The sequence below is a fragment of the Streptomyces sp. SPB162 genome, assembly GCF_029504575.1.
Lineage (GTDB): Bacteria > Actinomycetota > Actinomycetes > Streptomycetales > Streptomycetaceae > Actinacidiphila.
On record NZ_JAQFII010000001.1, the window covers coordinates 4,927,808 to 4,946,016 of the forward strand.

Sequence of the window (18,209 nt, forward strand, 5' to 3'; positions counted from 1 at the left end):
TGGTTGCCATGAGAGCCGACACCGAACCCACCGGCCCCGCCGGCGAACTGGGCCGGTGGTTCCTCGGCGGCCTGGAGCGGCCGTGGCGGGACGACCAGCTGCTGTGCCTGCCGCACAGCGGTGGTAACGCGTCGAGCTACCGCGGTTGGCTGGCCGCGGCCGAGCCGTCCGTGGACGTGGTCCCGGTACAGCTGCCCGGCCGGGAGACACGCCTGGCCGAGCCCCCCTTCACCGACCAACCGGCGCTGGTGGCCGAGCTCGCCGACGTGGTCGGCCGTGCGGGATTCCGGCGGATCAGCCTCTTCGGGCACAGCCTGGGAGCGGTGCTGGCGGTCAACCTGTGCCGTGAGCTGGAGACGGCCGGGGTCGAGGTCGCCCATCTCTTCGTCTCCGGACACGGCGGGCCGTCCCAGCGTCCCAGCTCCGCGTTTCCCACCGACGCCTCCGACGAGACCCTTCTGGACGCGCTCCGCGACAACGGTGCGCCCAACCACGACGCCCTGCTGCGCTATCCCGAACTCCGGGAGATGGTGCTCCGGGTCTTCCGGGCCGACCTGGGCCTGGTGCTGACCGGTTGCGCGGCCGGCCCCCCGGTACGGGCGCCGATCACCGTCGTCAGCGGCACGGACGACCCCACGTCGACCCGGTGGGACCTGAACGAATGGGCGGGGATCACCAAGGGATCCTTCGCCTCGCACCTGCTGCCCGGGGACCACTTCTACCTGGTCGGGCAGGGCGACCGGCTGGCCGGCATCATCCGTACGACGCTGACCGGGCAGCTGCCGCCCGGTCCCGCCACGAGAGACGAGGATCCCATCGGATGACCTCCTACACGGTCGTTGTCAACGACGAGGAGCAGTACTCGATCTGGCCGGCGGACCGGGAGATCCCGGCCGGCTGGCGGGAGGGCGGTCCGCGCGGTTCGAAGGAGGAGTGCCTCGCGCACATCGAGGAGGTCTGGACCGACATGCGGCCGTTGAGCCTGCGCCGGCGGATGGGATCGACGACCGAATGACGTCACCACGAGTAGCGGTCGTCACCGGTGCCGGCCGCGGAATCGGCGCCGCCACGGCGTGCCGCCTCGCCGCGGACGGAGCCGCGGTCGGCGTCCTCGACCTGGACGGCCGTACGGCCGCGGCCACCGCGGACCGGATTCGCGCGGCAGGGGGCACCGCGCACGCCGTCGTCGCCGATGTCGGTGATCCCGGCCAGGTCAAGGGGGCACTGGAGACCCTGGCAGCCGAACTGGGGCCGCCGGTGATACTGGTCAACAACGCCGGCGTCATCAGGGACCGCCCGGTGCAGGATCTCTCCCTGGAGGACTGGGACACCGTCGTGGACGTGAACCTGCGCGGGCCGTTCCTGATGTGCCAGGCGATCATCCCCTACCTGCGGGAGCAGCGGTGGGGCCGCATCGTCAACTTCTCGAGCTCCTCGGCTCTCGGCAACCGCGACCAGGCCAACTACTCCGCCGCGAAAGCCGGGATCGAGGGCCTGACCCGCACACTCGCGATCGAACTGGGCCCGTACGGGGTGACCGTGAACGCGGTGGCTCCCGGCTACATCGCCACCGACATGACGGCGGGAACGGCCGCCCGTATGGGCATGGACTTCGCCAAGCTGCAGCAGATGGTGGCCGCGCAGACCCCGGTGCGCAGGGTGGGGCAGCCCGAGGACGTCGCGCACGCCGTGGCGTTCCTCGTCGCGGAGGATTCCGGTTTCGTCTCCGGGCACACCCTGTACGTCACCGGTGGTCCGATGCGCTGACCGCTCCCGGGGCCGGCAGCGCCAGGCGATCGACCTTCCCGTTGACGGTGAGCGGCAGCACCTCCAGGGGGACGAACCTCCCGGGGACGAGCGGGGCGGGTAGGCGGTGGCTCAGGTACGTCCGCAGCGCGCCGACGTCCACCCCACCGGGCGCCGCCGGAACCACGTACGCGACCAGTTCGGCAGCCAGTCCTTCGCCGCGGACCATGACGAAGGCGTCGCGCAGCGTGGGATGTTCCGCCAGCGCCGCCCGGACCTCACCGGGTTCGACGCGGAATCCGCGCAGCTTGACCTGGTCGTCGACGCGGCCCGCGAACTCCACGACGCCGTCGACGCGTCGGCGGCCCAGGTCCCCGGTGCGGTACAGCCTGCCGCCCGGCGGGCCGAACGGGTCCGGGACGAACCGTTCGGCGGTCAGGCCGGGACGCCGCAGGTAGCCTCTGGCCAGGCCGGCGCCCCCGACCAGGATCTCGCCGAGTATCCCGGCCGGCACCGGGTTGGCGTCCTCGTCGACGATGTAGCAGCGGGTCCCGCCGATGGGGCGGCCGATCGGTACCGCGGTCGCCTCGTCGAGCTGCTCCGGCGCCACCGGGTGCGTCGTGGCGAAGGTCGTGGTCTCGGTCGGTCCGTAGCCGTTGACGATGCGCAGCCCGGGACTGGCCCGCAGTAGGGCCCGCAGGTGCCGCACCGACAGCGCTTCGCCGCCGACGACCAGGGTGCGCACCATCTCCAGCGCGCTCGGGTGTACGTCCGCCACCAGGTTGGCCAGCTGCGCGGTCAGCCACAGCACGGTCACTCCCAGACGGCGCAGCTCCGTGCCGAGTTCACGTGGCCCGACCGGTCCCGGGGGATGGACGGCGAGCCGGGCCCCGTGGCACAGCGCGTTCCAGACCTCGAAGGTCGACGCGTCGAACGCGGTCGGAGCGAGCATGAGGAGGGTGTCCTCGGGACCGACCTCGACCTGGTCGAGGCCGAGGACGAGCCGTACGACGCAACGATGGGTGACGGCGACCCCCTTCGGCACGCCGGTGGAGCCGGAGGTGTACATGACGTAGGCCAGGTTGTCCGGCGAGACCGCCGGCCGCGGCCGCGGGACGCCGCCGGGCGGCCGCGGTACGTCGACGTGCAGCCGCTCGATCGTGCCGGCGACCCGTCCGGACAGCTGCCGGTCGGTCAGCAGCAGCCGCGCCCCGCTGTCCCGCAGGACGAAGTCGAGACGCTCCTGGGGGTGGGTGGGGTCGAGCGGGACGTAGGCGCCGCCCGCCTTCAGTACGGCCAGCATCGCCACGACGTGCTCAGGACCGCGCGGCAGCAGGACGGCGACCAGGTCGTCCGGCCCGACGCCGAGGCCGGCCAGGTGGTCGGCCAGCTCCTGTGCCCGCACGTCGAGCTCGGTGAAGGAACACCGGTACGGCGGGCTCCACAGGGCCGTCCGCCCGCCGGCGGCTTCCACCTGCCGCTGGAACAGGTCCAGCACGGTCGACTCCGCCGACTCCACCGCGGTGCCGGCCCGTGCGGGAGCCGCCGGCCCGCCACCGGCGAGGAGGTGACGCCGCTCCGCGGCGCCGAGCATCTCCAGCCGGGAGACCGGCCGGTCGGGGTGGGCCAGCGCGTCGGTCAGCAGCCGGCGGAAGTGCCCGGCCATGCGCTCCGCGGCCTCCGCGCTGAACAGGTCGGCGTCGCAGGAGAAACCGACCGTGTGGGAACCCCCCGCGCCGTCGGCGACCACGGTGACCGACACGTCGAACGGCGAGCTCGGCGGGGCGAGCGGTTCGGACGCCGGGGGCCGCGCGTGCGGTTCCCCGGCCGTGGACCGCGGCCACACGTCCAGCGCCACCTGGGCGATCGGGAACCGGCCCGGCCCGTGGTCCGCCGCGAACTCCTCGACCAGCCGCCCGAAGGGAGCGACCGCGTGCTCGACCGCGCCCCGCGCGGCTTCCCGGACCCGCTCCGCCAGCTGCCGCGACGAGGGGTCGCCGGATCCGTCGATCCGCAGGGGAAGCAGGGTGGCCGGGGAGCCGGCGGCGGTCCTGGTCGCGAAGACCACGTCCCGCGAGCGCGAGTACCGGGTGAGCAGGGCGGCAAGGGCCGCTCCGTACCGGGCGAGCACATCGTTGTCCGCGACACCGGCCATGCCGAAGACAACGGTGCGGTCGCGGCCGGTGCGCACCGGCGGAGCGGGCAGATCGGCGGGAAGCTCGGTGAAAGGCGGGAGGTCCGCCAACCGCTCGCGCCAATAGTCGAGTTGTGCGTGCGATAGGCCATCTGGATTCGGCGCTTCCGGCTCCCGTGGCGTCGACACCCTTGCACGCTAACACCCATGACGAACTGTTAGGCCGGTGTCGATCAATTGCACTAGGCTTTCGATGAGCGTGGCCCAGGTAGCCCATGTATCACGGGGGAGCGTATGGACTTCGGCCATACCGCCGATGAATCGGACTTCCGCGCCCATGTCCGGAGGGAGCTGGAATCCCCGGACCTCGTGGCGGAGGTGACGGCCCTGCGGGCCGGCGGCGGGCGGGAGCCCGACGAACGAGGCGTCTACCGGTTGCTCGGCGAGCGCGGACTGCTCGGCGTGGACTGGCCCCACCGCTACGGGGGACAGGGCCGTAACGCCGCCCACGCGGCCATCGCCGTGGAGGAGATGATGCGGGCGGGCGTTCCCGACACGCTGTTCGTCAACGGCATCCAGACCGTGGGGAAGCTGCTGCTGCTCGCCGGCACCGAGGAACAGCGGCGACGGGTGCTGCCGTCGCTGGCCTCCGGCCGGCGCTTCGCGAGCGTGCTGTACACCGAGCCCGGGGTCGGCTCCGATCTGAGCGCGCTGACGACGCGCGCGGTCGCGGTGGACGGCGGTCACCGGATCTCCGGGGTCAAGACGTACAACCTCAAGAGCGGGATCACCGACTACGGGCTGTGCGCGGCCCGTACGTCGGCGGAGAGTTCGCGCTACGAGGGGCTCAGCCTGTTCCTTGTCGACATGCGCGCGCCAGGGGTCCGCGTACGGAGCCTGGACACCATGGCCGACGAGCTGTTCCACCAGGTCGAGCTGGACGGGGTCCTCGTCCGCGACGACAGCGTCGTCGGCGGGATCGGGCAGGGCTGGGGAGTCCTCGCCGAGGCCCTTCCGCTGGAGCGCACCGGGTTCGACTTCGCGTTGCGCGCCGAGCGGTGGTTCGCGGCGGGTGCCGGAGGCCCCGGCCCGGCCGGGCACTGGCTGGCGGACATCGGCCGGCACGGGGCCGCCACCAGCGCGGCGCGCCTGCTGGCCTGGCGCTGCGTCGGCGCCGCCGACCTCGGACAGCTCGACGAACTGCGGACGGCCACGGCCAAGTGGTACGCGAGCGAGCAGGCGGCCGCCGTCGCGCGCTGGGCCACCGAGCGCCACGGGTTCGACGCCGCGCCGGAACTGGCGGAGCTGCTCGACAGTGCCTACCGCGAAGCCCCGGGCCTGACCCTCTCGGGCGGCACGTCGGAGATGATGCTGCAGACGATCTCCAGCTTCCTGCTCGCCGCCGAGGCGACGACATCCGACGTTCCGGAGGTGAGCCGGGATGCGACTCGAAGGTGACGAACTGCAGCGCGATCTGGCGCGCGCGGTGCGTGCCGGGCTCGGCCCGCCGGGGGAGGCGGGCGAACTGCTCGATCCGGACCAGGTTCACGCCTGCCTGGCCGATCTGGACCTCTTCGCCCTGGAACTGCCGGACTCCGCCTCCGGTCTGGCCATGGGCCTGACGTACGCCGTCCCGGTGTGCGAGGAACTGGGGCGCCGGGCAGCGCCCGACGCCTACCGGTCGGGAGTGCTGCTCGCGGACCTCGTCCAGTCGCCGGAGGCGGTCGCCCCGGAGCCCCGGTCCCCGGCCGTGGACGACCTGCTGCCGCTGCTCGCCGCGGGCAAGGCCACCGCGGGTCTGGCCGCGGGTGCCGGTGTCACCGCGACCCCGACCGCCGCGGGCTGGGAGCTGCATGGCGACTGCGCGCTGCCGCAGCCGCCACCCGGCGCGGCCTTCCACCTGGTGCCGGCACACCATGCCGGCACCAGGGTGCTCGCCGCCGTGGCCGCCGGCTCGCCCGGCCTGACCGGCGCCGCCACCCGGCGCGACGGGGTCGGGGAACTGCGCCTGCGGCAGGTCACGGCGTACGCGGTGTCCGCGCCCCTGCTCGACCGGGACGGCGTCCCGTCCCCGCTGCTCATCCGCGCGCGGATCCGCCAGGCCGCCTACCTGCTCGGACTGGCGGCCGGCGCGCACCGCCTCGCGCTCGCCCGCGTCGCCGCCCGCCGGCAGTTCGGACGCGCCATCGGTGAGAACCAGGCGGTCGCGTTCCCGCTGGCCGAGCAGTACGCCCACCTGGAGGCGGTGCGCCTGCTGGTCCACGAGGCCGCGTGGCAGTCCGACACCGACCGGCCCGCCGCCGTCGGCGCCACCCAGTCGCTCGCCTACGCCGCCGAACTCGCGCTGCGGGTGACCGCGCTGGCGGTCCACCTGCACGGAGCAGCCGGGATCACCACCGCCTCGGCTGTCCAGCACTACTACCGGGCGGCGGCCGTGGAGGCGGCCCGATGGGGGGCTCCGACCTCGCTGTGGCAGGAGGCCGGGGCGCTGCGACTACGGTGACGGCACCCCGGGCAGCACGATGCTGCTGCCCGGCCCGCCGCCGGAGAGCACCCGCAGCGGACGCTTCGCCGCCGCGTCGGTGATCCACACCTCCGGTACCCCGCCCAGCAGCGCCTCGCGGGCCGCCACCAGTTTGATGCGCATGCCGCCCGCCACCCAGGAGGGCGCCGGCTCGCCGACCGGCGGCAGCCGGTAGGCCGCCAGCACGCTGCTGGGATCGGACGGGTCTGTGAGCACACCGGGCGCGCCGGTGAGGAACACCAGGCAGCGAGCCCGCAGCGCCACCGCGACGGCCGCGGCGGCACGGTCCGCGTTGGTGTTGACCGGTTCGCTGTCCTCGGCGAGGGCCGGCGGCGACACCACCGGCACCACGCCCGCCGCGAGGAGACCGTGCAGCAGTCCCGCGTTCACCTCGACGATCCGGCCGCCGCGGTCGTCGCGGACGACGGTGGGACGTCCGTCCACCACAGCCCGCACGGATCTTCTGCGGCGTGCCCTGAGCAGCCCCGCGTCCAGGCCGGTCAGCCCCACGGCGGGCACTTTGTGCCGGTCGAGCGCGCAGAGCAGGCCGGGCTTGACCCGGCCGGCCAGTGCCAGGGTCAGCACGTCGAGAGTCGCGTCGTCGGTGTAGCGGGTGACGACGCCGTCGGGCGCGGTCAGATGCCTCAGGCGCACGCCCAGTTGCCCCGCGAGCCGCTCCATCTCCGCGGAGCCGCCGTGCACCAGGACCAGCTTCTGGCCCGCGGCGGTCCGCTCGGCGACGTCCTCGCACAGACGGGTGACGTCCAGCGCCCCGCTGCCGCCGCACTTGACGACCACGATCCCCTGGGAGCGGCCGGGCGCGTGCGCGCTCACAGCGGGTGCAGCCCGGGGAAGCCCAGCCCCAGGTCCTCCGGCCAGCCCTGCCTGATGTTCACGCACTGCACGGCGTTGCCCGCCGCTCCTTTCACCAGGTTGTCGAGGGCGGCGACGGCGACCACCTGGCCGTGGTCCGCGTCGAGGGCGAAGCCCACATCGCAGAAGTTGGACCCACTGAGGATCTTCGGCTCGGGCAGCCGGTACAGCCCGCGCCGCTGCGCGACCACGCGCACGCAGGGCTCCGCGGCGTAGGCGTCGCGGTACACCCTGCGCAGCTCCGGCTCGCGGATATCGGCGGTCAGGGTGGCCCGGCACAGGACCTGCGCGCCGCGGACGGCCTCCACGCCGGTGGCGCTCATGCTGACGCTGAGGCCGGTCAGCTGCGCCACCTCCGCCTCGTGCCGGTGGCCGGCCGGCGCGAACACCCGCATCGCGCCGCTCCGTTCGGCGTGCAGGTTCATCGGCCCGGCTCCGGAGCCGGAACCACTGGACCCGATCCGGCCGTCGACCGTGACACGGTCCTCGATCAGACCGGCGGCCGCCAACGGGGACAGGGCCAGCATCGCGGCGGTCGCCATGCATCCGGGCACGCTGATCCGGTCCGCTTCGGTGAGCTCCTTGCGAAACCGCTCCGGCAGACCGGTGACGAACTCGGGCAGCAGCTCCGGGGCCGCGTGCGGGGCGCCGTAGTAGTGCTCGTACACCGCCGGATCACGCAGCCGGAAGTCGGCGCTGAGGTCGACCAGGCACCCGGCCCGACCGGCCCAGTACGGCACCATCCCCATCGTCTCGCGGTGCGGAGTCGCCAGGAACAGGACGTCACAGCGGGGAGCGTCGTCCGGAGCGCTGAAGGTCAGGTCGGTCAGACCGCGCAGATTGGGGTGCGCCCCGTCCACCCGCTTCCCGGCCAGGCCGCGCGAGACCGGTGCGACCAGTTCGAGGCGGGGGTGGCCGAGCAGGATCCGGCACAACTCGCCTCCGATGTAGCCGCTGGCGCCGACGATGCCTGCCCGGACGACGGGACCCGGGCTCTCATTCACCCCAGTCCTCCTCGGCTTCGGGTGCGAGCGCCATCAGGACCGGGTCGACGCTGAGGATCTCGAGTTCGCTGCGGCACTCCGCGCACTCGACGATCTCGTGCTGCCTCGGCGCGCTGTCGAGCGCGACGTCGCTCTCGCAGCTCGGGCACACGGCTGTCGTCATGGCATGTTCTCCTTCTGTCGTGATCACCTGTGTCATGTGCGGCTGCCCGCCGGGGCGGCTCCCAGGAGGACGCGCGCCTCCCGCACGATCCGGTCCACCGTCACGCCGCTCTCCTCCAGCAGCTCCCGTTCGTCCCCGACGCTGTCGAGGTAGCGGTCCTCGATCCCCACCCGGCGCACCCGACAGGGCTGCTCGGAGGTCACCACCTCGCTCACCGCGCCACCCAGCCCGCCCACGACGAGGTGGTCCTCCACCGTGACGATGCCGGCCGTGTCCCGTGCCGCGGACACGAGCGCGGAACGGTCGAGCGGCTTGATGGTGTGCATGTTCACCACACGGACCGAGAATCCCCCGGCCGCGAGCACGTCCCGTGCGGCCAGGGCGTAATGGACCGGGAGCGGGCCGGTCGCGACCACCGTCACGTCGTCGCCGTCTGCCAGCCGCACCGAGGCGCCGATGGTGAAGTCGTAGGGCTCGCGGTAGATCCGCGGGGTCGCCTTCCGGCCGAGCCGGACGTACACCGGGCCGGGGTGGTAGGCGGCGGCGCGCATCGCCAGGGCCGCCTCGCCGGCGTCGGCCGGCACGAGGACCGTCAGCAGGGGCATCGTGCGCAGGATGGCCAGGTCCTGTACGGCGTGGTGCGACGGGCCGTAGTGGCCGGCGGACAGGCCGCCGTGCGTGGCGACCACCCTGACCGGGAGCGCACTGCCCGCCACGTCGAGCTTCAGCTGCTCGCAGGCCCGGGTGGTGGCGAAGGCGCTCATCGTGTGGGCGAACGGGACGAGGCCGGCGGCGGCGAGTCCCGCCGACACCCCGAACAGATTCGCCTCGGCGATCCCCACGTTGACGTACTGGGAGGGCAGTTCGGCCGCGAAGCCGTCCTCGAACCCGCCCATGTCGGAGTCGACGCAGAAGATCCGCGGGTCGGTTCTGGCCAGCTCCAGCAGCGTATGCCGGCAGGCTTCCCGGGCCGCACCCGTGTACAGCGCCGCCCAGGAGGCCCCGGCCGTCACGAGCCGCTCTTCGGCCGCCGTCATCGCTGGTTCCTCCGCCGTGCTCGCAAGCCCGCCAGCGCCCGCTCGTGGAGGCGGGGCGTCAGCTGGACGTAGTGGCTCTTCCTGTTGTCCTCGAAGATCGGCACGCCGCGCCCCTTCAGGGTGCCGGCGAGGACGACCGTAGGGCGGCCGCGCTCGGCCGGCAGTGCGCCGAACACCGCCCGCAGTGCCTCCAGGTCGTGTCCGTCGGTCTCCACCACCGACCAGCCGAAGCTGCGCCAGCGATCAGCGAGGGGCTCCAGCGCGACCGAGTCCTCGGTGCGACCGCTGATCTGCCAGCCATTGCGGTCGACCACGGCCGTCAGGTTGTCCAGACCGTACTGGGACGCCGACATGATCGCCTCCCAGTTAGAGCCCTCCTGCAGCTCGCCGTCGCCGAGCAGGACGAACACCCGATTGCTCCGGCCGGTGCGGGCCATGGCCAGCGCGACTCCGCAGGCGAGCGACAGCCCGTGGCCGAGCGAGCCGGTCGGGAACTCGACCCCGGGCACCTTGCGCAGCGGGTGACCGGCCAGCCGGCTGTGACGCCGCCCGTACTCGAGGCACTCCTCGGGCGGGAAGTAGCCGTGCTCGGACAGCACCGCGTACAGCGCCGCACTGGCGTGGCCCTTGCTGAGGACGAACCAGTCCCGGCCGGCCCAGTGCGGTTCCTCGGGCCGGACGCGCAGCTCCGACCCGTAGAGCACCGTCAGGATGTCGACGGCCGACAGGCTGCCGCCGACGTGCGCGCCGTGCTCGGTCGCCCCCATCGCCAGCACGCTCTCGCGGGCCCGGTGGGCGCGCTCGGCCAGCTCCTGCGTGCTGACGTCCGCCCGCGTCATGTTCGTGCCGCCGTCGCGTCGAGCCGCTGCCAGAGCGGCTGGTGGCGCATCGACCGGGCGGCGGGCAGGAGCAGCTCCCGCTGGCTCCAGACCTTTTCGAACGCGTCCGCGCAGCGGTCGAGGAGCGGCCCGGCGGCCGGGTTGAGGTGCCAGCGCTGCATCGTCAGCGAGTCCTCGATCACGGCCAGGGTGACGGGAAAGTCCTCCGGGCGCCAGGGCGGGGACCCGGGGGAGTCACGGAGCGCGGGCTGGGCGGGCAGCGGCAGGGACTGGTACGGCCGGACCGGCACGCCCTCCGCGCGCAGGGCCCGCTGCAGCAGGGCGCGGGTGGCTCCCGGGGCGACGTCCGGCCAGCCCATCCGTGCGCTGTCGAAGCGGAGCCGCACCTGGAACCACGCGTGCGTGCGGTCCTGCGGGCACGCCGGTGTCACGATCCCGTCGAGCGCCGCCAGCCGGTCCAGGAACCGCCGTACATTGCGGTCGCGCTGTTCGTGCCGCTCGGCGAGCCGCGCGAGCTGGCAGCGGGTGAACGCGGCTTGGACGCTGCTGAGTTTGGCGTTGCCGGCGACCACCTGCGAGAGGTAGGGCCGATCGCCGCGGCCGGTCAGCTCCTCGCCGAACTGCCGGTGCAGCAGCACACGCTGGTACACCGCCGGATCGTCGGTGGTGAGGAGCCCGCCCTCGCCGCTGGTGGGCAGGTTCTTCGAGGCGTTCAGGCTGAACGCCGCCACGTCGCCGAGGGACCCCGCCTGCCGGCCCCGGTACGTCGCACCGTGCGCCTGCGCCGCGTCCTCGATCAGGACCAGGCCGTGGCGGTCGGCGAGGGCGCGCAACGCGGTCATGTCGCAGGGCAGTCCGTGCAGGTGGACGGCGATGATCGCCTGCGTGCGCGGGGTGACCGCGGCTGCCGCGGCGGCCGGGTCGATGGTGTAGGTGAGCGGGTCGATGTCCACGAACACCGGGACGCATCCGCGCATGACCGGGGCGGCCGCGGTGGCGATGAAGGAGAAGGCGGGTACGAGGACTTCGGCGCCGGGCTCGATCCCGGTCGCGGTGAGCGCCAGTTCGATGGCCGCGGTGCCGGAGGACAGCGCGGCGCAGTGGCGGACACCGGTGAACTCCGCCCACTCCTGCTCCAGGAGCTGCACCTCACCGTGCTCCACCGAGGTGAAGCGGCCGCTGTCGAGGACGCCGAGCACCGCGGCGCGCTCGGCGTCGGTGACGATCGGCCAGGCGGTTTCGGGAGAGGTTCCCGCGTCGCGGTCCACGCTGCGGGGTCCGCCGAGCATTGCCAGTCGTGACACGGCCATCAGTTCCTCACCAGTTGCTCTACCAGGTAGTCCACGTAGTGACCGGCCAGGTTCATGCCCAGGGCCGCGGCGGCCCCGCGGAACTGCGGGGTGTGGTTGACCTCGTTGACGAGCAGACGCCCCTCGGCGTCCTCCAGGACGTCGATGCCGTAGACCCCGGGGCCGATGGCGGCCGCGGTGTCCGCCAGCAGCTTCTCGAGTTCCGCGGTCAGCGGGCACGGCTCGGTGCCGGCGTCGCGGGCGGTGTTGGTCCGCCAGGACAGGGACGTGCGGTAGACCGCGCCGACCACCTCGGAGCCGAAGACCAGTCCCCTGATGTCGCGTCCGGGCTTGTCGATGTACTCCTGCAGGTACAGGATGCGCTGCTGCGGTCCGGGAAGCGCCTCCCGCAGTTCGAGGACCGCTTCGGCCGCGTCCCGGCCGGCCAGCCTGGCCACCTGCCGGCCCCCGGAACCCGTCAGGGGCTTGACGACCGCCGGGTACCCGAAGTCGTCGAGGGCGTCGATGGCGGCTTCCGGTGTGAAGGCGACCAGGCACCGCGGCACCGGCAGTCCGGCCGCCCGCAGGGCCAGGGTGGTGAGCAGCTTGTCGCCGCACAGCGCGATCGCCGCGGCGCTGTTGACCACCCGCACCCCGGCGTGTTCGAGGACGCGCGCGGTCGTCAGGCTCCGGTGGTGCGACACCTCCCGCGCGACCGCCGTCGACCAGCGGACCGCGGGCCGGTCGAGACGGAACACCGCGGTCCGGGGATCGAGGATGTCGTAGGGGACGCGGCGGCGGTCGAGCTCCTCGAGGATGCGCTTCTCCTCGACCGCGACCCGCGAGGCGATGACGGCCAGCCGCGGCGGCAGGTCCGCGCTGACTTCCGGTGCGTTCACAGAGCCGTTTCCTGGTCGAGGGCGACAGCGGACCGCGACGGGTCGCGCCGGGCGTTCAGCGTGGCGGCCAGTTCCTCGACCGCGGTCGTCAGGACCTCGATCGCGGTCAGGTACTCGGCCAGGTCCAGGTGTTCCTCGTCGGTGTGGTCCAGCCGGGAGTCGCCGGGACCGTAGGCGGCGATCGGCACGTTCCACCCGGGGCCGACGACGTTCATGTCGGACGTACCGAGCTTCACCTTGGCGGTCGGAGGCCCGACGTGCCGCCGGATGCCGGCGCGCAGGGCGGCCACCACCGGATCGGTGCCGCGCGAGCGGACGGCGGGGAGGCTCTCGATCACGGTGAGGTGGTCGGTCCGCGTCAGTTCGCGGAGCCAGGAGTGGAACGCGTCCCGGTCGAATCCGACCGGTATCCGGCAGGACATCTCCACCCTGGCCTGCCGCAGGTCGCCGTGGAGCGCGACGAGCGCGGGGATCGCGCGATCGAAGGCGGGTCGCGCACCGGGGTCCGCGTCGAGCCGCAGTCGCACGGCCTGCCAGTAGTCCGCCGCGATCTCCACCGCCCTGGGCCCCGGCGCACTCGTGTGCACACCGGGACGGGAGATGTCGACGGCGAAGCGGACGATGCCCTTGTAGCCGAGCACCACGTTGCCCACGCCGCTCGGTTCGCCGATGACCACGGCGTCGGGGCGCAGCGAGCCTCGCAGATGACGGGCGCCGGGCGAGCAACCCTCCTCGCCGACCGCTCCCACCACCATGAGGCGGGCGTCGCAGCGCGCCGAGGCCCGCAGGGCCGCCCACACCATGGTCGCGAGCGGGCCCTTGGCGTCCACCGTCCCACGGCCGTACAGCTTGCCGTCCCGCTCGTACACGGGCAGGTCGCCCGGCACCGTGTCCAGGTGCCCCAGCAGAAGGATCAGCGGCGCGCCAGGGGGACCCAACTCGCCCACCGCGTTGCCGGCCCCGTCCCGGCGGGCGGCGAAGCCCAACTCGGTCATGCAGTGGACCAGTTGTCCGGCCAGGGCATCCTCGTCGCCGGTGTTCGACGGGATGCGCACCATGCGCCGGAGCAGCCCGGCCTCGTCGGGCCCGCCCATACCTCAGCCCTGGACCAGGATCGCGCCGCCCGGTCGGACGGCGCCGAAGGTCGCTCCTCGCCTTTCGGCAACCGGACGACAGCGCTCCGGAATATGGTTCATTGACTTCTTCCCCCGTGTTTATCCGCGCCCGGGATCCGTGCGGCTCTTTGGGGTCCCCGTGCGTCACTGTCCCTCATGACGCTAGATGGGGACCGGCGAATCGGTCAAGGCATGATCGCCGACGCGGTTCGGGGGATGCGACGTTGACCAGGAGATTCGCACGAAGTTAAATCCGGCTTCTCGGAGATGGTTTCGGCGCCATGGGCGACGCTTCCCCCAGTCGTCCGGCCCAGGCGCCGTCACCGCCGCTGACCACGCGCCGCGGCACACGTTCGCCGCTCGGTCAATCTCTCGGTTTAGGATCAACTCCACGAGCTTAAGGGCGACTTCAGGGTCAAAATGTTCCACTCGGGGCTTCCGTCCGAATGTATGGGGGACACATGGGTCAAACGGATGCAGGTCGACAGGAGTGTGCTGATTCGAGCATTTTTCGGGGGGTCGGTGGATTGAGCCTGCATGCCATGGACCGACAGGTGGAAATTCGTCTCGCCGAGCGTGCGAAGCGGGAAGTCAGCGTGTGGCGCGGAATGATGGAAGGGAATTCCGGGGAAACTGGAACTCCTTGTTCCTTTCCTTTCCGCGAGATAATCACTTATTATCGGTCCGCCGGTCGCATGGCCGCTGATCCGTCCCTGGTGGCGAGCCTGCGGGAATTGCCCGCGGCCGCGTCCGGGCGGGATCCCGTCCTGCCGGGGTGGCTGAGGATGGCGGTCGATCAGGAGGACGGCGACTACGCGACGTACTTCGGGGCCGAACTCTACGAGCGGCACGGCGGTGGCCCGAAGGACGCCGTGATCGCCGCCCTCGTCGCCGACCTGGTGTTCCTCGAAGCACAGGTGCTCTGCTCGGACGCCGGGGACGGCCGGCAACTCACCCGCACGAAAGCGGCGGTCCAGGCGCTGGCGGGGCTGCGCGACCTGGCGCCGGATCACGGTCCGCGGGGCGGCCCGATCGACGCCGTGGACCTGTCGGCGCTGCTCTCCGGGAATCTCGACGACGCCAAGTTCGGCGAATTGGCGGGCAGCGCCGCCGCCGTTGTCAGCGCCGCCGTTCCGGCGGCGACACGCCACGTCGTCGACATCACCCTGCTGCCGACCACCCCGATGCACGACGAGCAGATGTTCCTGCGAATCATCCAAGTGTTCGAAATTCTCTATGCCCACCTGGCGCAGGACCTCACCAGGGCGACAGCCCTGCTGGATCAGGGGGACATCGACGCCACCTGCGCGGTGCTCGCGAAAGCCGACGGCCGCCTCCGTGCGACGCGCACGCTCTTCCGGGTGCTGACCACCATGCCCTCCGAAGCCTTCTCGGTCATACGGGACAACACCGACGGCCGCAGCGCGATCCAGTCACGCTCCCATCGCCGCGTGGAACTGCTGAGCGCTCCGCCGCCCGCCACGACCGCACCCCCGTCGCGCGAGCCCGCGCCGGCCGAGGCCGCGGGTCCGACACTGCAGGAGGCGTTCCTCCGCCGCGAGCCCCTGCTGAGCGGCCCGGAAGCGCACCGGCTGACCGCGGCGCTGAGGGCGCTCGACGGGAGCTGGACGACGGCCAAGCGCACGCACTGGGGCATCACGCTGAAGATCATCGGCTCGGTGCCCGGTACCGGGGGCACCTCGGGGGCCGACTACCTGGAGGCGAAGTCCCAGGTCCCGCTCTTCCCGTTCCTGCACAGCGCGACGGCATGACACCCGCCCGGTATCCGCGCCGCCCGGCCCGGCGCGCGCCGCCGCCCCGTTCCCGCGCCGCCGGCGTGAGAGGCTGGTGCCTGTGAATCGACTTGGTAGCGCGACGTCGCCCTACCTCCTCCAGCACGCCGACAACCCCGTCGACTGGTGGCAGTGGGAGCCCGGCGCCTTCGAGGAGGCCCGGCGGCGGAACGTGCCGGTGCTGCTCAGCGTGGGGTACAGCAGTTGCCACTGGTGCCATGTGATGGCGCATGAATCGTTCGAGGACGAGAGCGTCGCCGCGTATCTCAACGAGCACTTCGTGCCGGTGAAGGTGGACCGCGAGGAGCGGCCCGACGTCGACGCCGTGTACATGGAGGCGGTGCAGGCGGCGACCGGGCAGGGCGGCTGGCCCATGACGGTGTTCCTGACCCCGGACGCCGAGCCGTTCTACTTCGGCACGTACTTCCCGCCCGAGCCGCGCCACGGCATGCCCTCGTTCCGGCAGGTGCTGGACGGCGTGAGCGCGGCCTGGCGGGAGCGCCGGAACGAGGTGGACGAGGTCGCCGCGCGCATCGTCAAGGACCTCGGCGACCGGCAGGGTGCCTACGGGGCGTCGGTGACGCCCGGCGCGGAGCAGTTGGACGCGGCGGTGCTCGCGCTGGCCCGGGAGTACGACGCGGACCACGGCGGCTTCGGCGGGGCGCCGAAGTTCCCGGCGTCCATGGCCGTGGAGTTCCTGCTCCGCCACCACGCCCGCACCGGCTCCGAGGACGCCCTGCGGATGGCGGCCGACAGCTGCGAGGCGATGGCCCGCGGCGGCATCTACGACCAGCTGGGCGGCGGCTTCGCCCGGTACGCGGTGGACCGCACGTGGACCGTGCCGCACTTCGAGAAGATGCTCTACGACAACGCGCTGCTCTGCCGCGTCTACGCGCACCTGTGGCGCTCCACCGGCTCGGAGCTCGCGCGCCGCGTCGCGCTGGAGACCGCCGACTTCATGGTGCGCGAACTGCGCACGAACGAGGGCGGGTTCGCGTCCGCGCTGGACGCCGACAGTGATCGCGTGGACGGCGGGCACGCGGAGGGAGCGTTCTACGCCTGGACGCCCGAGGAGCTGCGGGCGGTGCTCGGCGAGCAGGACGCGGCGTTCGCCGCGGCGCTCTTCGGGGTGACGCGCGAGGGCACCTTCGAGGAGGGCGCCTCCGTCCTGCGGCTGGCGGCGGACGCCGCGCCCGGCGACGCGGACCGCGCGGCGTCGATCCGCGCGCGGCTGCTGGCGGCGCGCGAGGAGCGGCCGCGACCCGGCCGCGACGACAAGGTCGTCGCCGCGTGGAACGGCCTGGTCATCGCCGCGCTCGCCGAGACCGGCGCGTACTTCGACCGCCCGGACCTGGTCCAGGCCGCCCTGGACGCGGCCGACGTGCTGGTGCGGGTCCACATGGACCACGCCGGGCGCCTGGCCCGCACCTCGCGTGACGGCGTCGTGGGCGCCAACGCCGGGGTGCTGGAGGACTACGCGGACGTCGCCGAGGGGTTCCTCGCGCTCGCCGCGGTCACCGGCGAGGGCGTCTGGCTGGACTTCGCGGGGCTGTTCCTCGACTCGGTGCTGCACCACTTCGTCGCCCCCGACGGCACGCTCTACGACACCGCGGACGACGCCGAAGCGCTCATCCGCCGCCCCCAGGACCCGACCGACAACGCCACCCCGTCCGGCTGGACGGCCGCCGCGGGCGCGCTGCTGTCGTACGCCGCCCACACCGGGTCGAGCGCGCACCGCGAAGCGGCGGAGCGCGCCCTGGGCGTCGTGGGGGCGCTGGCGCCGCGGGCGCCGCGCTTCATCGGGTGGGGGCTCGCCGTCGCCGAGGCCGCGCTGGACGGCCCCCGGGAGATCGCGGTGGTGGGCGCGCCCGACGACCCGGCCACCGTCGCGCTGCACCGGACGGCGCTGCTGGCCACCGCCCCCGGCGCTGTGGTGGCGCCGGGGGCGCCCGGCAGCGACGAGTTCCCGCTGCTGCACGAGCGGCCGCTCGTCGGGGACCGTCCGGCGGCGTACGTCTGTCGGCATTTCGTGTGCGACGCGCCGACGGCCGATCCGGCCACGCTGGCCGGGCTGGTGGGCGCCACTTCTTCCGGGACGCTCAGAGGGTGAGGCCGCGCTCCAGGACGTCCAGGGTGCGCTCGACGACGTCCAGGAGATCGCCCTGCTGCTCGTGCTCGGCCCAGTGCATCGTGGCCTCCTGGAAGGCACCGAGCACCGCCCCGGTGAAGATCCGCAGTTCCAGGTCGTCCGCCGGGCGGCCGGTGCGCTCGGCGATGACGCGGGCGAGCATCCGGCCGGTCATCGACATGCTCTCCATCGAGCGGGCGCGGACGGCCGGCACGTCGCGCAGCAGCCTGGTCCGGGCGCTGAGGTCCGCGCGCTCCTGCGGATCCTGGTAGACGGCGCGCAACGCTTCCACGACGGCGTATTTGATCGCCTGGATCGGGGACTCGTCGGCAGGGCGGGTCCGGATCGACGCCTCGATCAGCGGGTCGTACTCGTCCGTGAGGACGATGTCCTCCTTGGTGGGGAAGTACCGGAAGACGGTGCTGGGGGAGACCTCGGCGACCTCGGCGATCCGGTCGACGGGCGTGGCGTCGTACCCCTGCTCCTCGAAGAGCCGGTACGCGGCCCTGCGGATCGCCTGGCGGGTCTGGATCTTCTTCCGCTCCCGCAGGCCGATCTTCGGCGTGCCGGACGTGCCGGAGTCGCCGGACGTGCCGGACGTGCCGGAGTCGCCGGACGTACCGGTCTGGGCGCTGGTCGTGGCAGCCGTCGTGCGTGCTGGCATG

At 73.0% G+C, this 18,209-nt stretch carries 17 protein-coding genes; 7 read left to right on the forward strand and 10 right to left on the reverse strand.

Annotated features, from left to right (window positions below):
- Positions 1–8: 8 nt before the first annotated feature.
- Genes M2266_RS22640 through fabG form a run of 3 tightly spaced genes read left to right on the forward strand, consistent with a single transcriptional unit; the run spans position 9 to position 1,767 of the window.
- A complete protein-coding gene (locus tag M2266_RS22640) occupies positions 9–824 on the forward strand; it encodes an alpha/beta fold hydrolase (RefSeq protein WP_277439820.1) in 816 nt (271 codons plus the stop codon).
- Positions 821–1,015: an MbtH family NRPS accessory protein gene (locus M2266_RS22645; RefSeq protein WP_277439821.1), complete on the forward strand. Its 195-nt coding sequence runs from the start codon at positions 821–823 to the stop codon at positions 1,013–1,015. The genes M2266_RS22640 and M2266_RS22645 overlap by 4 nt, the downstream gene beginning before the upstream one ends.
- Positions 1,012–1,767, forward strand: coding sequence for a 3-oxoacyl-ACP reductase FabG (fabG, locus tag M2266_RS22650; protein ID WP_277439822.1), 756 nt, complete (start codon positions 1,012–1,014; stop codon positions 1,765–1,767). Before M2266_RS22645 ends, fabG begins: the two co-directional genes overlap by 4 nt.
- Here the strand turns inward: fabG and M2266_RS22655 are convergent.
- A complete protein-coding gene (locus M2266_RS22655; RefSeq protein WP_277439823.1) occupies positions 1,745–4,069 on the reverse strand; it encodes an amino acid adenylation domain-containing protein in 2,325 nt (774 codons plus the stop codon). The genes fabG and M2266_RS22655 overlap by 23 nt on opposite strands.
- A gap of 105 nt (positions 4,070–4,174) precedes the next feature.
- Between M2266_RS22655 and M2266_RS22660 the strand changes: the two genes are divergently transcribed.
- Together M2266_RS22660 and M2266_RS22665 are read left to right on the forward strand one after the other, a co-directional pair.
- Positions 4,175–5,338, forward strand: coding sequence for an acyl-CoA dehydrogenase family protein (locus tag M2266_RS22660; protein ID WP_277439824.1), 1,164 nt, complete (start codon positions 4,175–4,177; stop codon positions 5,336–5,338).
- Positions 5,322–6,383 (forward strand): acyl-CoA dehydrogenase family protein, encoded by a 1,062-nt coding sequence (locus M2266_RS22665; protein WP_277439825.1) that lies wholly within the window; start codon positions 5,322–5,324, stop codon positions 6,381–6,383. The genes M2266_RS22660 and M2266_RS22665 overlap by 17 nt, the downstream gene beginning before the upstream one ends.
- On the opposite strand, the gene M2266_RS22670 is transcribed toward M2266_RS22665, so the two are convergent.
- The 8 genes from M2266_RS22670 to M2266_RS22705 are packed head-to-tail and all read right to left on the reverse strand — an operon-like array spanning position 6,375 to position 13,602.
- Positions 6,375–7,238 carry a [LysW]-aminoadipate kinase gene (locus tag M2266_RS22670; protein WP_277439826.1) on the reverse strand — a complete coding sequence of 288 codons (864 nt, stop codon included), beginning with the start codon at positions 7,236–7,238 and terminating at the stop codon, positions 6,375–6,377. The two genes, M2266_RS22665 and M2266_RS22670, sit on opposite strands and share 9 nt — an antisense overlap.
- Positions 7,235–8,281: an N-acetyl-gamma-glutamyl-phosphate reductase gene (gene argC / locus M2266_RS22675; protein ID WP_277439827.1), complete on the reverse strand. Its 1,047-nt coding sequence runs from the start codon at positions 8,279–8,281 to the stop codon at positions 7,235–7,237. The genes M2266_RS22670 and argC overlap by 4 nt, the downstream gene beginning before the upstream one ends.
- On the reverse strand, positions 8,274–8,444 hold the full coding sequence (locus M2266_RS22680; protein ID WP_277439828.1) for a lysine biosynthesis protein LysW: 171 nt from the start codon (positions 8,442–8,444) through the stop codon (positions 8,274–8,276). The genes argC and M2266_RS22680 overlap by 8 nt, the downstream gene beginning before the upstream one ends.
- A 32-nt stretch (positions 8,445–8,476) precedes the next feature.
- Positions 8,477–9,481, reverse strand: a complete 1,005-nt coding sequence (locus M2266_RS22685) for a transketolase C-terminal domain-containing protein (RefSeq protein WP_277439829.1) — start codon at positions 9,479–9,481, stop codon at positions 8,477–8,479.
- A complete protein-coding gene (locus tag M2266_RS22690; protein WP_277439830.1) occupies positions 9,478–10,320 on the reverse strand; it encodes a transketolase in 843 nt (280 codons plus the stop codon). The genes M2266_RS22685 and M2266_RS22690 overlap by 4 nt, the downstream gene beginning before the upstream one ends.
- Positions 10,317–11,630, reverse strand: a complete 1,314-nt coding sequence (locus M2266_RS22695) for a DegT/DnrJ/EryC1/StrS family aminotransferase (protein WP_277439831.1) — start codon at positions 11,628–11,630, stop codon at positions 10,317–10,319. Before M2266_RS22695 ends, M2266_RS22690 begins: the two co-directional genes overlap by 4 nt.
- Positions 11,630–12,508, reverse strand: a complete 879-nt coding sequence (locus tag M2266_RS22700) for a RimK family alpha-L-glutamate ligase (protein ID WP_277439832.1) — start codon at positions 12,506–12,508, stop codon at positions 11,630–11,632. Before M2266_RS22700 ends, M2266_RS22695 begins: the two co-directional genes overlap by 1 nt.
- Complete coding sequence (locus M2266_RS22705) at positions 12,505–13,602, reverse strand: M20/M25/M40 family metallo-hydrolase (RefSeq protein ID WP_277439833.1); 1,098 nt, start codon at positions 13,600–13,602, stop codon at positions 12,505–12,507. Before M2266_RS22705 ends, M2266_RS22700 begins: the two co-directional genes overlap by 4 nt.
- Positions 13,603–14,165: 563 nt before the next feature.
- Here M2266_RS22705 and M2266_RS22710 point away from each other — a divergent pair.
- Together M2266_RS22710 and M2266_RS22715 are read left to right on the forward strand one after the other, a co-directional pair.
- Complete coding sequence (locus M2266_RS22710) at positions 14,166–15,395, forward strand: hypothetical protein (protein ID WP_277439834.1); 1,230 nt, start codon at positions 14,166–14,168, stop codon at positions 15,393–15,395.
- A gap of 76 nt (positions 15,396–15,471) precedes the next feature.
- Entirely contained in the window at positions 15,472–17,526 is a 2,055-nt protein-coding gene (locus tag M2266_RS22715) for a thioredoxin domain-containing protein (protein ID WP_277439835.1), read from the forward strand.
- Here the strand turns inward: M2266_RS22715 and M2266_RS22720 are convergent.
- The gene (locus M2266_RS22720; RefSeq protein ID WP_277439836.1) at positions 17,516–18,208 is read right to left on the reverse strand and encodes a TetR family transcriptional regulator; all 693 of its coding nucleotides are present in this window, start codon (positions 18,206–18,208) and stop codon (positions 17,516–17,518) included. The two genes, M2266_RS22715 and M2266_RS22720, sit on opposite strands and share 11 nt — an antisense overlap.
- Position 18,209: the final 1 nt, after the last annotated feature.

What these genes read in the sequence shown, in the direction of transcription:
- fabG (WP_277439822.1), top strand. Translation starts at nt 1,012, where the DNA reads ATGACGTCACCACGAGTAGCGGTCGTCACCGGTGCCGGCCGCGGAATC.
- M2266_RS22695 (WP_277439831.1), bottom strand. Translation starts at nt 11,630, where the DNA reads ATGGCCGTGTCACGACTGGCAATGCTCGGCGGACCCCGCAGCGTGGAC.
- M2266_RS22690 (WP_277439830.1), bottom strand. Translation starts at nt 10,320, where the DNA reads ATGACGCGGGCGGACGTCAGCACGCAGGAGCTGGCCGAGCGCGCCCAC.
- M2266_RS22665 (WP_277439825.1), top strand. Translation starts at nt 5,322, where the DNA reads ATGCGACTCGAAGGTGACGAACTGCAGCGCGATCTGGCGCGCGCGGTG.
- M2266_RS22720 (WP_277439836.1), bottom strand. Translation starts at nt 18,208, where the DNA reads ATGCCAGCACGCACGACGGCTGCCACGACCAGCGCCCAGACCGGTACG.
- M2266_RS22685 (WP_277439829.1), bottom strand. Translation starts at nt 9,481, where the DNA reads ATGACGGCGGCCGAAGAGCGGCTCGTGACGGCCGGGGCCTCCTGGGCG.
- M2266_RS22705 (WP_277439833.1), bottom strand. Translation starts at nt 13,602, where the DNA reads ATGGGCGGGCCCGACGAGGCCGGGCTGCTCCGGCGCATGGTGCGCATC.
- M2266_RS22710 (WP_277439834.1), top strand. Translation starts at nt 14,166, where the DNA reads ATGGACCGACAGGTGGAAATTCGTCTCGCCGAGCGTGCGAAGCGGGAA.
- M2266_RS22680 (WP_277439828.1), bottom strand. Translation starts at nt 8,444, where the DNA reads ATGACGACAGCCGTGTGCCCGAGCTGCGAGAGCGACGTCGCGCTCGAC.
- M2266_RS22640 (WP_277439820.1), top strand. Translation starts at nt 9, where the DNA reads ATGAGAGCCGACACCGAACCCACCGGCCCCGCCGGCGAACTGGGCCGG.
- M2266_RS22660 (WP_277439824.1), top strand. Translation starts at nt 4,175, where the DNA reads ATGGACTTCGGCCATACCGCCGATGAATCGGACTTCCGCGCCCATGTC.
- M2266_RS22645 (WP_277439821.1), top strand. Translation starts at nt 821, where the DNA reads ATGACCTCCTACACGGTCGTTGTCAACGACGAGGAGCAGTACTCGATC.